Source organism: Paenibacillus sp. FSL R5-0517 (assembly GCF_037974355.1).
Lineage (GTDB): Bacteria > Bacillota > Bacilli > Paenibacillales > Paenibacillaceae > Paenibacillus.
The window spans coordinates 1,928,141-1,941,212 of the sequence record NZ_CP150235.1 but is presented as its reverse complement, the minus strand read 5'-3'; the positions used below and the strand labels follow the sequence as shown (position 1 = coordinate 1,941,212).

The 13,072-nt window shown below is 46.6% G+C and carries 12 protein-coding genes; 3 read left to right on the top strand and 9 right to left on the bottom strand.

Annotated elements, in window-relative coordinates:
- Nucleotides 1-109: 109 nt before the first annotated feature.
- From MKX40_RS08735 to MKX40_RS08720, 4 genes are all read right to left on the bottom strand, one after another.
- Nucleotides 110-1,318, bottom strand: coding sequence for an aminotransferase class I/II-fold pyridoxal phosphate-dependent enzyme (locus MKX40_RS08735; protein WP_339240843.1), 1,209 nt, complete (start codon nt 1,316-1,318; stop codon nt 110-112).
- A gap of 13 nt (nt 1,319-1,331) precedes the next feature.
- Nucleotides 1,332-1,832 (bottom strand): Lrp/AsnC family transcriptional regulator, encoded by a 501-nt coding sequence (locus MKX40_RS08730; RefSeq protein ID WP_237176219.1) that lies wholly within the window; start codon nt 1,830-1,832, stop codon nt 1,332-1,334.
- A 160-nt stretch (nt 1,833-1,992) separates the two neighbouring features.
- A complete protein-coding gene (locus tag MKX40_RS08725) occupies nt 1,993-2,388 on the bottom strand; it encodes a spore coat protein (protein WP_339240842.1) in 396 nt (131 codons plus the stop codon).
- A 35-nt stretch (nt 2,389-2,423) separates the two neighbouring features.
- Nucleotides 2,424-2,657: a hypothetical protein gene (locus MKX40_RS08720; RefSeq protein WP_339240841.1), complete on the bottom strand. Its 234-nt coding sequence runs from the start codon at nt 2,655-2,657 to the stop codon at nt 2,424-2,426.
- A gap of 97 nt (nt 2,658-2,754) precedes the next feature.
- Here MKX40_RS08720 and MKX40_RS08715 point away from each other — a divergent pair, with 97 nt between their 5' ends.
- Nucleotides 2,755-3,975, top strand: coding sequence for an FAD-dependent oxidoreductase (locus MKX40_RS08715; protein ID WP_339240839.1), 1,221 nt, complete (start codon nt 2,755-2,757; stop codon nt 3,973-3,975).
- Between the two features lie 86 nt (nt 3,976-4,061).
- On the opposite strand, the gene MKX40_RS08710 is transcribed toward MKX40_RS08715, so the two are convergent.
- The 4 genes from MKX40_RS08710 to MKX40_RS08695 all read right to left on the bottom strand — a co-directional run bounded on the left by MKX40_RS08710 (nt 4,062) and on the right by MKX40_RS08695 (nt 8,952).
- A complete protein-coding gene (locus MKX40_RS08710) occupies nt 4,062-5,276 on the bottom strand; it encodes an MFS transporter (RefSeq protein WP_339240837.1) in 1,215 nt (404 codons plus the stop codon).
- A 131-nt stretch (nt 5,277-5,407) separates the two neighbouring features.
- Nucleotides 5,408-5,974: a hypothetical protein gene (locus MKX40_RS08705; protein WP_339240836.1), complete on the bottom strand. Its 567-nt coding sequence runs from the start codon at nt 5,972-5,974 to the stop codon at nt 5,408-5,410.
- Between the two features lie 120 nt (nt 5,975-6,094).
- A complete protein-coding gene (locus MKX40_RS08700) occupies nt 6,095-6,535 on the bottom strand; it encodes a DUF350 domain-containing protein (protein ID WP_339240835.1) in 441 nt (146 codons plus the stop codon).
- Between the two features lie 50 nt (nt 6,536-6,585).
- Entirely contained in the window at nt 6,586-8,952 is a 2,367-nt protein-coding gene (locus MKX40_RS08695; protein WP_339240834.1) for an endonuclease MutS2, read from the bottom strand.
- 187 nt (nt 8,953-9,139) lie between these two features.
- Between MKX40_RS08695 and MKX40_RS08690 the strand changes: the two genes are divergently transcribed.
- Both MKX40_RS08690 and MKX40_RS08685 read left to right on the top strand, forming a co-directional pair.
- Complete coding sequence (locus tag MKX40_RS08690) at nt 9,140-9,499, top strand: phage holin family protein (RefSeq protein ID WP_017689637.1); 360 nt, start codon at nt 9,140-9,142, stop codon at nt 9,497-9,499.
- A gap of 220 nt (nt 9,500-9,719) precedes the next feature.
- On the top strand, nt 9,720-10,106 hold the full coding sequence (locus MKX40_RS08685; protein ID WP_339240833.1) for a cytochrome C oxidase subunit II: 387 nt from the start codon (nt 9,720-9,722) through the stop codon (nt 10,104-10,106).
- A 104-nt stretch (nt 10,107-10,210) separates the two neighbouring features.
- Here the strand turns inward: MKX40_RS08685 and zapA are convergent, their stop codons facing one another.
- A complete protein-coding gene (gene zapA / locus MKX40_RS08680; RefSeq protein ID WP_339240832.1) occupies nt 10,211-12,952 on the bottom strand; it encodes a cell division protein ZapA in 2,742 nt (913 codons plus the stop codon).
- Between the last annotated feature and the right edge of the window lie 120 nt (nt 12,953-13,072).

Below are 13,072 nucleotides of genomic sequence, written 5' to 3'. Positions count from 1 at the left end.
ATATGAAAACTTATTTCAAATTGAAATTATATCACATTATTTTGTAAAAGAAAGTTATTTTTTTCCAACGATAACAATGTCACACTTGTAAAAAGATTCTACTTTAGTATTAACCCTCTTTTTGCAGTTTGTAAACAAAGTTTCCGATTCGTTCCAAAGCTTCATTCAATTGGGTTACAGAAGTAGCATAAGAACAGCGCAAGAAGCCTTCACCCTGAGGGCCAAAAACATTGCCGGGAACAGCAGCAACTTTATTCTCCGTTAACAATCGCTCAGCAAACAGGTCGGAACTCATACCTGTCTTTTGAATGCTCGGGAATGCATAGAATGCTCCCTGAGGTTCATGACAATCAAGTCCAATATCCCTGAATCCCTGCACAATTAAACGTCTACGCTGATTATATGATTCTACCATCCGATCTTTCTCACCCAAACCGTTCGTCAATGCCTCAAGTGCAGCAACCTGACCCATGGCCGGTGCACACATTACTGTATACTGATGGATTTTGAGCATGGCTGCAATAAGCTCAGGATGACCACACATGTAACCGATCCGCCAACCTGTCATTGCAAATGCCTTCGAAAATCCGCTTACGAGAATTGTTCGCTCCTTCATTTCAGGAATAGCTGCAAAGCTAACATGTTTTTGTGTGTACGTCAATTCAGCATAGATTTCATCAGCGATTACAATCAGATCATGCTTTTTAATCACTTCAGCAATCGGCAGCCACTCTTCATACGTCATGATGGCCCCAGTGGGATTACTCGGATAACACAGAATAACCACTTTCGACTTCGGTGTGATGCCAGCTTCAAGTGCTTCGGCCGTTAACTTGAACTGATCTTTTGCGTAGGTTTCAACCCCAACCGGTATACCGCCACCGATTGAAGCGATTGGTGAATAAGCCACGTAGGAAGGTTCAGGAATGAGAATCTCGTCGCCAGGTACGATTAACGCGCGCAAAGCCAGATCAATCGCTTCACTGCCACCCACGGTGACAATAATCTCATCCTTGGGATCGTATTTGGTATCAAACTGAGTATCCAGATATTCACTGATGGCTTCTCTCAACTTCGGCATACCTGCGTTGGATGTGTAACTGGTCATACCTCTTTCCAGCGAGTAGACACAGGCTTCACGCATATGCCAAGGTGTAACAAAATCAGGTTCACCCACACCCAATGTAATAATATCCTTGTTGTCTCCAACCAGATCAAAAAATTTACGAATTCCGGATGGAGGTATCTGCTGCACGAGGGGTGCCAGATAAGTTGTCATTTTCTTATTGTTCCCGGTTGTCTGTTCATTCACTATCATGACACATCTTCCTTTACGGCGAGATCATGAGACGGTTGTCTTCTTGATGGTCTTCAAAGATAATCCCGTCCTGCTTATATTTTTTAAGTATAAAATTCGTTTTGGTTGAAAGTACAGAGTCTATCGGAGACAGTTTCTCCGACACAAAATTAGCGACTTCACGCAGGTTGCCACCTTCCACTTCAACGAGCAGATCGTATGCACCTGACATGAGATATACGGATTTCACTTGCGGATAGAGATAAATGCGCTCGGCAATCCCTTCAAAGCCACGACCACGCTCCGGCGTGATCTGAACCTCAATCAGGGCGGTTACTTTTTCATCATCTATTTTGCTCCAGTTCACGACGGTTGCGTATTTCACGATGACGTGGTCTTGTTCAAGCTGTGCCACCGCATTTTTGATCTTGTCTTCCGACTCCCCCAGCAGCGTCGACAGCAGTGTGGGAGTCCTTCTCGCGTCTTCCTTCAACAGATCCAGAACTTTTAATTGCAGATCGTTCAAATCTTTCATGGTTTTCCCTCCAGCGTCATACAGGTTCCTGAAAATGAATTAATACTTATATTACATGAATTTAACGTTGATGCATAGACAAAAGACCGCCTGCCCTGAATTCGGGCAGGCGGTGGTATGGTCCTGGAATGTTAGGTGCTTCAAACCCCTTTTGCAAAGGTTACATGTAATAAGGGTTACCGTAATTCGGCTGATGCTGAGGAACATTAGGAGCTTGGCTGTACGAGCTGTTCTGCGTATTCTTTTCCTGAATGAATTGCTGACACTTCTGTTGGGCCTGTTGTGCAGACTGGAGCTGCTTGTCCACATCCTGACGGAGTGCTTTGGCCGACACAGAATACATGTTGTTTTGCTGCATCAGATTGAACAGCTCTCCTTGCAATCTCAGAGTATCATTCGTTAAATCGGTGAACATTCGACGTGTCATCGGGCAGGATGCTTCCGTAGTCGCAGTCGTATATTCGCGCGAGGTTCGTCTCAAATCTGCAAGAATAGACTTCAGCAGATCTTGCTCTTGCATAAAAGAGCCATTAGATGATAAAGATTGTGAATACATGTATTCTCCTCCTATACAGTTAGAATAGTCTTCAATTACTGAGCTTGTGTCGGGGCAAGTGACTGATGTTGCTGAAGCGCATTGACAAGCGTGTTCAGATGCTGTTCATGTGAGCGAACATAGTGATTCAGTGCCTGTTGAATTTGTGGATTATGTGTGATGGAAGCTGTTGCTGCACACTGCTTAATCAGCAGTTCTTCATTGGTGATCGAGTCCGCAATATAGTTTAATTCCTTGGGACTCAGTGCTTGCATCGTATGATTCTGCATGTTTCGCTGGCCTCCTCGGCATATAGTTTATGCGCAATTATTGTTAACCCGGTCACACAAAAGTATACAAATTGAATTCGTAAAGGAGATGTTTCTAATGGATTTGGTCTATGGCACACCTTTTTGGCCCTCCACTTTTAATGCAACATTTGATTATTCTGCTCTGCAAGAAGACATCTCTTGTGACTGCCTCATCATTGGTGGAGGCATGGGGGGCGCATTGACATCTAAACTACTCACGGAGCAGGGTATTAATACCGTTGTCATTGACAAGAGAGATATTGCCCACGGCAGCAGTTCTGCCAATACAGGTCTTTTACAATATACCAATGACAAAACACTAACCTCATGTATCCATACTTTTGGTGAAGCGACAGGCGTACGCTTTTATGAGCTATGTCGTGAGGCCATGAAACAGCTTGCTCAAATTGCAGACAGTTTAGATACAGACCCTTGGTTTATCCCTCGAACAAGTCTTTGTTTTGCAAGTAGCGAAGATGATGTAACTCTACTGAAGGAAGAATACGAGACGCTGAAACGTTATGGTTTTGAAGCTGAATTATGGGATGCTGACAAAATAAGCAAGCATTTTCCTTTCAGTAAACCCGCTGCCCTATACACGATGGGAGATGCAGAAGTGAACCCCTATCGTTTTGTTCATGCCTTGTTTGAATCCGCAAATAATCATGGCGCTCGAATTTATGGCCAGACGGAGATGATACACTGTGAGTACGATGAAGAAGGTGTATTATGTCACACTTCCAACGGTAAAATCCGTGCCAAGAAGGTTATATTTGCTGCCGGTTACGAGACACAGGACATCAAAAAGGATCGTGGAGCCTATCTGAAAACGACTTATGCGATTGCTACCAAACCATTGTCTGATCTTAGTGAATGGTCTGAACACAGCATGATTTGGGAGACGGCACGCCCCTATTTGTATATGCGAACAACACCCGACGGAAGAATCATCGCAGGCGGTTTGGATGAAGAAATACCTCGGGAGGATCAACGTGAAATACGGGCAAAACACCGGGGAGATACACTCCTGGAAGAGGTACGTTCCTATTTCCCTTTAGATGATCTTGAAGTCGATTATGCCTGGGGTGCCGTGTTTGGTAATACGAATGATGGTCTCCCTCTGATTGGTACCCATCCCGATTATCCGCATTCATATTTTGTAGAAGGATACGGAGGTAACGGGACCGTATACAGCATGATTGCTGCTTCCTTAATTGTGGATGCCATTGCCGGCAAACAGAATCCTGATATGGATCTGTTCTCACTCACACGCACAAGTAAACCATCTCCTGTGTAACAGGAAAACAAATCAATACAAATAGGGTACAGCACACGGAAAGTTCTCTTTCCTGTCGCTGTACCCTGTTTGTATTTCGAGACCTGCTAAGCCGCAGGCTCTTGCCCCTCCGTTCGGTTCAATAATTTGCGCATGAAGATCCATCCGATAAGTGGAGAAGCACCAAGGATAATAATAAGCCATGTTAACATGTGTAGAGACGGAGCATTTATGACCGTCACAATGAATATGGCCAATCCAAATAGTCTGCCAAGCATCAGGCATAATTCTCTCAAAACGACAAGTTCAACCCTTTTCTCCACATTTTCGCCACTGGTGCCCATCATGTCGAATCCCGCTGATATCATTGGAAGTACATACAACGGCATCGCAACAGCACTCCCAATTCCCATGATTAACAATGTACCATAGGTCACTTTCCAGAGAAGAGGAAGCAGCACAACGAGCAGAATGAGGGCCCCGATGAACATGCCTTTCGATCTGAACTGTGGTTTGAACCACTTCCCGGCTGTCCAATAACTTAGGAGTGCCACAGCTGAAGTGATGAGTGAAAACTGCCCCAATTTGTACTCCTGTGCTGTGGCCAAATATACTAACAGTGCAATCAGGAAGGCAAAGACACCTTCCCGTGCGCCCTGAGCGAATAACCCCAAGGCTAAGGTCCTCCAGGGACTATTCGGTTTGGACAGCTGTATCCAGGGTTCAGACCAGCGGTATGTACCGCTCACCTTTCTTTTTTTCAGAAAAAAACTGAAGACTACCGCTATGACATAAATGACGAGTGATACCGTAAAGATGAGCCGATATCCTGTGTTGTCTGTCATGCGAGTAATAATCAGACCGGAGAACCACGGACCTATAATTCCGGTCATCGAGCCAAGTAACCCGACCCAGCCATTGAATAGATCCCTGTTTTCCCGATCCGTTATTTCAAAATACACAACATTAAATGCGATCCAGAACAGCCCCAGTGAACAACCTAATAGAATACCCAATGGCCATATCCAGTCTACTGCTTTGGAGCCAGCCCAGAGGACGATCATATAAAATATGCCGGACAGCGCAGTACCTAGTCGAAGTGCACTCATTTTATTGTGTTCCTTGACCCATTTGCCAGCAAGCCAGAATGTCAGTCCAATGGTCAGTTGCTGGCTGAGAGTGAACCATCCCAACATGGCATAATCCGGGCGGCTTTTCCACAGAAACACATTCAAAAAGGTTCCCGACAGTGCTCCGGCTAACGCAAACAATCCATTCACGCCCAAAAGCAGAATGGATTGTCGGCCTAAAGTAATCTTCATCTGCTCCTCCTTCATCCACCTGAAGTGAACTGTGTACAGGTAGGTCTTAGGGTTAACGTGCCCCAAGCAAGAGGAAAACATGATGAATCTTCAGGATTGCTTTGAAATTGTGGTTCGTATCTACGTGAAGCTTACTCTTGCGCACTCAGGTTCTGAATCAGACGCAGACGGTCATCCTCAGACAGACTGTATTGAACTTGGAAACATCCCGAGCATATATAGGTCAGCACCTTAAAAGGAGGTGACAATAGCGCCCCTTCGCCTGAAACTGCGTTAGCAACTGGCATGAAATTATCCTGCGTTGCAGCTTGTGTACCTGCGAGAATCATGAATTCCCGGCAATTCGGGCACTCAGGCACTTCTTCCTGATGATCAAGTTGCTTCTGAACACCTTGTTCATACTGAATGAGGTCATTACCCTCATCGGCATATTTGGTCAACGTTCGCAGCTCCGGCAATTTGAGTTCAACTTCATCCCCCCACAGATCTGTAAGATCCGTAGTCTGTTCCTCATCTTTTACATCATCCACATCATAGATGTCGTCCTCTGCATCATCGTTCTCTTCATCACCAATGTTAATGTTGAGCGTTCGATATCCCTTCAATTCATTGTGGCAGTATGGACACTCCTCTTCAGGGCCAAGTTCCTCATCCCATACAATTTCCGTTTGACACCAAGGGCATATTGTTGTTTCCATATTCAATCAACCTTTCTCTTTCATCTCATCATGTATTCATCACATAGATCACACCGATGGCAAAAAACACGATCGATGCCGCAAACAGAATCCGTATCAATATCTTCATGACCGTTCCCCCTAGATAATGCTCGCGCCAATAACAAACGACAGCGAGACTGAAATAATCATGGATATCAATCCGACAGCTCGGTTATCCGCTTCGATCTCCTTATCAATGGAGAACACGGGTGTCAGGAATTCGAACAAAAAATAGGCGGTAAGCAGAAGAACAAACCCAACAAAAGACCATGTCATGGCTTCATATACCGAAGACTTGGCTTGTATACAGAACCGCAGTACGTTGCAGATCCCAAAGATCTTGCCTCCTGTAGCCATCGCAACCGCCACATTGCCCTTCTTGATCTCCGTCCAGCATTTATACTTGGTCACCAGTTCGAAGCAAGCCAGAAATACAAGCAGCTCCATAATCGCTACCGAGAAAAAACCGAGTACCATCCCCAAAGGATGAGACAGCAATTGGTCAATGCTTTTTATCACGCACCGTTCCCCTCTCCCCATCTGCGACCTTCATGAATAAGGTCGCAGAATATCATTGATTCATGGACCGGCTATTCCAATTCTGCGACGGTCACACCGTTCCCGCCTTCTCCGTAATTGCCCAGCCGGTAACTTTTAATATGTTTATGCTTACGCAGGTAATCCTGAATACCGGAACGTAAAATTCCAGTACCTTTACCGTGAATAATATAAACTTGGCCCAGGTTGGCAAGGAAAGCTTCATCAATGAATCGGTCTGTCTCCATCAGGGCTTCTTCCAGGTTGGTGCCACGCAGATCCAATTCACTTTTCACATTGTCATCACGTGTGCGTTTCATACCGGTTACCGGTTTTTGCTTCGGTTTGGCTGCTGGAGCCGATTGTTGTAGTTCCAGGTCATCCAGGGATACTTTCATTTTCATAATCCCCAATTGTACCATAGCGTCTTTACTGCCCGACATCTCTACAACATGGCCTTTTTGATTCAAACTGTAGACAAGCACTTCATCACCAGGACCGATGGCACGAGTCTTCGGCGCTGTTGCCGTCTTCTTGACCGTTTTCCTGCGTTTCTCCGGTTCAGCCTCGTCCAGTTGTTTGCGGGCAGCAATGAGTTTGTGCTCCTTCACGGAAGCACCTTCCTCCATAGCCAACAGGCGAAGATCTGCTATAATCTTCTCCGCTTCCGCGCGTGCCTTGTCCACAATGCTGCGTGCATCTTCTTCTGCTTTTTCAATCCGGCGATCACGCTGCTGTTCCAGCTTCTCCAGTTCCGCCTGATGACGACTGCGTAATTTCTCCATGTCCTGGCGCAAGCTCTCCGCCTTCTCACGCTCTTGTTCAGCTGTAAGACGGTTCTCTTCCAGAGAAGCGATCATGTGCTCAATCCGTTGATCCTCTTCCTTCACTTCGCCACGGGCGTAGTCGAGAATGTAACCTGGCAGTCCCAGTCGCTCTGCAATGGCAAATGCATTACTTCGTCCAGGTACACCTACCAGAAGGCGATAGGTTGGACTCAATGTGTTAATGTCAAATTCCATACTGGCATTAATGACACCTTTACGCTCATAAGCGTATGCTTTCAGTTCACTGTAGTGGGTGGTTGCAACCATGCGACATCCCGTCCGGTGCATATGCTCCAGCATGGAGATCGCCAGTGCGGACCCTTCAGCCGGGTCTGTTCCTGCTCCAAGTTCATCGAGCAATACCAGACTCTTCGGCGTCATATTCTTCAGAATGCGAATGATGTTCGTCATATGACTGGAGAACGTACTCAGATTCTGCTCAATACTCTGCTCGTCCCCAATGTCTGCATAGATCGCATCAAATACACATAGCTGACTGCCATCCTCAGCCGGAACAAATAAACCGGACATCGCCATCAGGCTCAGCAATCCAATCGTTTTGAGCGTTACCGTCTTACCACCCGTATTGGGACCTGTCACGATAATGGATGTGTAATCATTGCCCAGCTCTATGTCGATTGGAACTACGTTTTCGATCGGTATCAATGGATGACGGCCCTTCTTCAGTTTGAGGAACCCGCGGTCATTCATGCGTGGTAATGTTGCTTTCAGTTCACGAGCCAGACGTGCTTTGGAGAAGATAAAATCGAGCGATCCCAGCAAGTCGACATCATACAGCAGCCATTCACCCTGCTCACTGACAAGTGCCGTCAATTTCTGCAAAATAATCTCTATTTCGCGTTCTTCCCGAATCCGGGTTTCGCGTAATTTGTTGTTCATGGCTACAATCGATTCCGGCTCAATGAACAATGTCGCACCCGAACCGGACTGATCGTGCACAATCCCGCCAAAGTACGAACGATATTCAGCTTTTACCGGAATAACAAAACGGTCTCCTCTGATGGTGATGAGCTGATCCTGCAACATCTTGGATACAGTAGAGGATCGAATCATGGAATCCAGCTTTTCGCGAATACGCGCTTCACCGCCTCGCAACTCACGACGAATCTGAGCCAACGTTACGCTTGCACTGTCGGCAACCTCTGCATTGTCGTCAATACAGATTTTGATGGCATCCTCAAGCGTTTTTTGCTCTGACAATTGGTCACTGATATAGAACAGAGATTCGATGGGCTCATCTTCATGCAAAGTACCAATCTGACGTTTCAATCGCCGCGCCGCAAAGGTCGTGTTGGATATTCCCAAAAGTTCGTGAGGGTTAAGTGTGCCTCCAATTTCAGCACGTTTGATGGAAGCTGTAATATCTACAATTCCCCCAAACGACGGGGAGCCTTTCAAGCGATCGAATGTAAAGGCTTCATCGGTTTGCTGCAGCAACCGCTTCACTTCTTCAAGTTCACTGCTTGGTTCAAGTTGCTCCGCTTTCTTTTTTCCCATGGTCGTCTGGGCAAAGCTAAGCAATGTATTTAAAATTTTGCGATATTCCAATGTGTGTAAAATTTTCGTGTCCAAGTGTACAACTCCTTCCAAACTATATCTGTATTATAACGAAAGAAACTTTCTTACGCTATTTAACGAATCCTTCCACACATAACTTAAACCATAGCACCACAAACTACAGGTGTCAGGATTGTGCAACCTCTCCATCCCCTTGGAGTTGCCCTGCTCAGTTCAATCCGAATAAAAGGAGGTAAACACCATGAATTTCCTGGGACATGTCGTGCGATTTATCATCGCCGCAATAGTATTAATGGTGGTTAGCTGGATCGTTCCCGGATTCGCCGTTGGTGGCTTCTGGAGCGCCCTGCTGCTTGCTCTCGTCATTGCCCTGCTCGGCTGGATTGTTGAAGGTATCTTCGGCAAAAGGGTCAACCCGTTTGGTCGCGGTATTGTCGGATTTATCGTTAGCGCACTGGTGATTTGGCTTGGTCAATATGTTGTAGATCATGTTGAAGTCAGCCTGCTCGGTGCCATTCTCGCTGCGCTGGTTATCGGGATTATCGATCTATTCATCCCGGTTTCCACCCCTTTTGATGCAGGACGAAGCTCCAAAAGTTAATCTACATTTCACCTTAACGTTCCAATGAATATTCGCTTAAACCTCTGAAGGCTCCGTGCCGGAAGAGGTTTATTTCATTTGGGCAGTACCCCTCTATGACATAGACGTACAATTTTCAAAAAACCGACATACGCAGCGTGTACAGGCATCCATATATTGCGGTATGATGACTGGAGCAATCATTCAAATTTTATCCATATCAAGCTTAAGGAGGCACATGATGAAGAAAGGCATAACATGGCTTGCTGCCTGTATGTTAATTCTGGTCCTCGCCGCATGCGGAGGGACGAAGCAGTCCGCAGAATCTGGAAGTAATGGATCCGATGCTGAAGTTACAGCCAGTGAAGAACTGGTCATCAAGGCAAGCAACTACGAATTCGATCAACCTGAGTACCGACTCAAAAAAGGCGTTCCGGTTAAGATTGTTTATGAAAATGTAAATGGAAATCACGGTATACTTGTGCCTGAGCTGAATCTTCAACTGGATACCAGAAATAGCTCCAAAGTCATAACCCCAGACAAGGTTGGTGAGTTTGAAATGTCCTGTTCTGTCTTCTGTGGTTCAGGACACAGTAGCATGATCTCCAAAATTATTGTTGAAGAATAGGTTTCAAGACAAGGAGCCCCCGCAGCGACGGGAGCTCCTTCTTTAGTATAACAAATTGTACCAGAGTACGTTGCCCACGAGCCAGTTCTGCTACATTCATTCCGCTAGGTCTGGTCCTGTTCAATCAATTCAATCCATTCGTTATATTCCGTCTGCAATTTCTTATATTCATCATGCAACTGACGATATTCCGTGTTCAGTTGCTCTGCCTTCTCCTGCTCCATCTCGCGTTCCACCTGTAACAAACGTAATTGGTTGGCTGCTAGTTCGTAACGCTCTCCCATCTCAAGCAATTCGGTTTCCATCATCTCTTTCTCTTGCGTTGCTTCTGCACGTAACTTATCCAGCTGTTGTCGTTCTTGCTCCAGTCCCTCCAGCAACTCGCTACTTGCAGCACTCTCACTCTTCCAAACCGTCAGTTCATTCTCAAGCGCGGCCCAACGCTCCTGCCAGGATTGCTCCTGAGCCGCCCATTCATCCGCACGGCGTTTCCATACTTGGTCGTTCTGCTCTGCTTGTTCAACGCTTGAGCGAAGTTCTTCTTCACGTCTCGTCAACTGCTCTAGGCGGGATGCCAATTCGGCCTGTTTGACCGACAGTTCTTCGTATTTGATCTGCCACTCCAGCGCTTCTTCCTCGGTCTGGGCCAGTCGGTTCTCTTGCTCGGAGTAGCGCTCGGAAAGTTTTGCTGAAGACTGTCTTGCTTCTTCAAGTGCTCTCACAATCTCTTGCTTCTCTGAACTCAATTCATCAATCTTGGAACTGTAACTCTCTTCCCGTTGTAATGCATCACTGTAATCGTTACGGATTTGTTTATAATTATCCTGAAGTCGGTCCAGATCTTCCCGAACAGCATTTAACTCAACTTCAAGCTCTTTGCGTTTTTCTTCCAAGAGCTCAGCATCCTTCTGGTAATGGACAGCCTCTTCATGGTTAAAACGAGACTCTTCCTTCACTACGGACAATTCATCATGAAGGGATTGCACACCAGACTCCAATGTCTCATTTTGTTCAGCAACTTCGAGAATCTGGTTCTCCAGGTCCCCGATCTCAGCCAATCGCTGTTCAGCAAGGTCTTTCCAGGATTGCTCACGTTCCGTAAGTGTGCCGATCTCATTCTGCAATGTACGCACCGCGGCATGAGCCTGTTCAAGCACCTTATGCAACCTGCGCTGCTCCTCTTCCGACTTCACTTCAGCCTCACGAAGGTTTTGGACTTCCTGTTCAAGCTGTGCGTGCTGCTCCTGAAGTTTGCGCAGCTGCGCTGTAAGAGAGGTTTCTCTCTCTACAGTTTCATTATACTTCTGTTTCCATTGTTGCTGTGCATCACGGGATTGCTGGGCAGCCTGCTCCGTTTCACGCAGAAGTTCCTGCAACTGAGACCGGTCCTCTTTCAACTGCTCCAGTTGTTGTTCCAGTTCCGTAATTCGGCGACTTTGAACTTCCTGCTCCTGTATACGGACTCCATGCTCATGACGCAACGTTTCCAATTGACCACGCTCGTGCTGGAGTTGCTGTTCTTGCGCTGCAACTGTGTCCTGCGCACTGATGAGCTGGGTCATTACCTCTTCCAATTGCTCCTCGACATCTAACAGTCGAGTCTCCGCCTGTTTACGTTGTTCCTCAAGCTGCTGGTTGAGCTTGCTCCGTTCATCTTGCAACAAGGCCTCTGCCACTGCAGCGGCTTCGGTTGCCTGAGATGCTGCTGCTTCCTTGGCTTGTTGCAATTGTTCCTCAAGGGCTGCTTCTTTCTCCATCCATTCGAGTTCCGACTGTTCGGATAAGGCTTTGAACTCTGCATTTAATTGGTTTATCTGGTTCAGGCGCTTCTGCTCCGCTTGTTCCTGCAAGGCAGCCCGCTCTTGATTCGCTTGATCCGTCAGAGCCTGAGTCTGTTCCAGCGCTTTTTCTTCAACCTGCTGGAGACGAAGCTCCATCTGTTGCTGAAGTTCGTTATATTGCAGTGCCGCTTCTTCCTGAGCTTTTTTCAGGTTATTCTCTGCTTGCTCCAACTCTAACAAAATGGCCGACTCGGCTTCTTCCTTGGCTGTCTGAACCTGTTGTGCAGCTTCGGCTTCTATTTGTTGACGTTCTGCAATGGCACGACTCTCGGCTGCTTTTAATTGAGCGGCAACCTTATCCTGCAATTCCTTATATTGAGCCGCAGCTTTGGCCTGCACCTGCTGCAATTCGGCGGCAGAACGATTCTGAGCTTCTTTTAACTGAGAAGCGGCCTGTGCCTGTGCAGTTTTGAGCTGATTAGCCGCTTTTTCTTCCATTTCCTTCAGCTGTCTCGTTGCCTTCGCTTCTGCTTCCTTGAGTTGTGTTGCCGCCTTGGCCTCTGCTTCCTTGAGTTGTGCCGTTGCCTGGGCCTGCAATTTCTGCACTCGCTCCGTTGCCTGGGCACGTTCCTGCTCAAGCAGTGCGTTTAACTTGTCCATTTCTGCTTGCTTGTCCGTCTCAGCCTTTTGCAGCGCCTGCTCTGCTTCAAGCTTCAGCTTCTGCAATTCAGCTAGAGACTGGTCACGCCGTTCCAATTCTTGTTGATGTTCATTTTGTATGGCGTTCAATCGATTTAATTCGTTTCTCAGTTCTGTACGTTCTCCAGTAAGCATCTTCAGCTCATTCCGGATTTCCTGTGTCTGAAGAGACTGTTCAGCCATATGTACAGCCGCCAGCACCGCAATACGCGGAGTATCCAGACGGGAATTTTGCTTGGAGATCGCGCTCATACGCTCATCTACCAGGTTAGCTACTTGTTTCATATAGTCGGCACTGCTGCCAACCAGTTTATAGGAAGTCCCGTAGATCTCTACGGTGACGCGTGTACGATCAGGTGTAGTCACAGTTGTGCCCTCCTTCAAGTCTGTATGTTGATTCTAAGCTGTAATCACAAAAAAGTCACATCGATCCTCTAATGCTAAGGATTCGATGTGACTTCAAACAATTCCTGCTAATCTTTGTTC

What these genes read in the sequence shown, in the direction of transcription:
- MKX40_RS08735 (WP_339240843.1), bottom strand. Translation starts at nt 1,318, where the DNA reads ATGATAGTGAATGAACAGACAACCGGGAACAATAAGAAAATGACAACT.
- MKX40_RS08730 (WP_237176219.1), bottom strand. Translation starts at nt 1,832, where the DNA reads ATGAAAGATTTGAACGATCTGCAATTAAAAGTTCTGGATCTGTTGAAG.
- MKX40_RS08725 (WP_339240842.1), bottom strand. Translation starts at nt 2,388, where the DNA reads ATGTATTCACAATCTTTATCATCTAATGGCTCTTTTATGCAAGAGCAA.
- MKX40_RS08720 (WP_339240841.1), bottom strand. Translation starts at nt 2,657, where the DNA reads ATGCAGAATCATACGATGCAAGCACTGAGTCCCAAGGAATTAAACTAT.
- MKX40_RS08715 (WP_339240839.1), top strand. Translation starts at nt 2,755, where the DNA reads ATGGATTTGGTCTATGGCACACCTTTTTGGCCCTCCACTTTTAATGCA.
- MKX40_RS08710 (WP_339240837.1), bottom strand. Translation starts at nt 5,276, where the DNA reads ATGAAGATTACTTTAGGCCGACAATCCATTCTGCTTTTGGGCGTGAAT.
- MKX40_RS08705 (WP_339240836.1), bottom strand. Translation starts at nt 5,974, where the DNA reads ATGGAAACAACAATATGCCCTTGGTGTCAAACGGAAATTGTATGGGAT.
- MKX40_RS08700 (WP_339240835.1), bottom strand. Translation starts at nt 6,535, where the DNA reads ATGGGGAGAGGGGAACGGTGCGTGATAAAAAGCATTGACCAATTGCTG.
- MKX40_RS08690 (WP_017689637.1), top strand. Translation starts at nt 9,140, where the DNA reads ATGAATTTCCTGGGACATGTCGTGCGATTTATCATCGCCGCAATAGTA.
- MKX40_RS08685 (WP_339240833.1), top strand. Translation starts at nt 9,720, where the DNA reads ATGAAGAAAGGCATAACATGGCTTGCTGCCTGTATGTTAATTCTGGTC.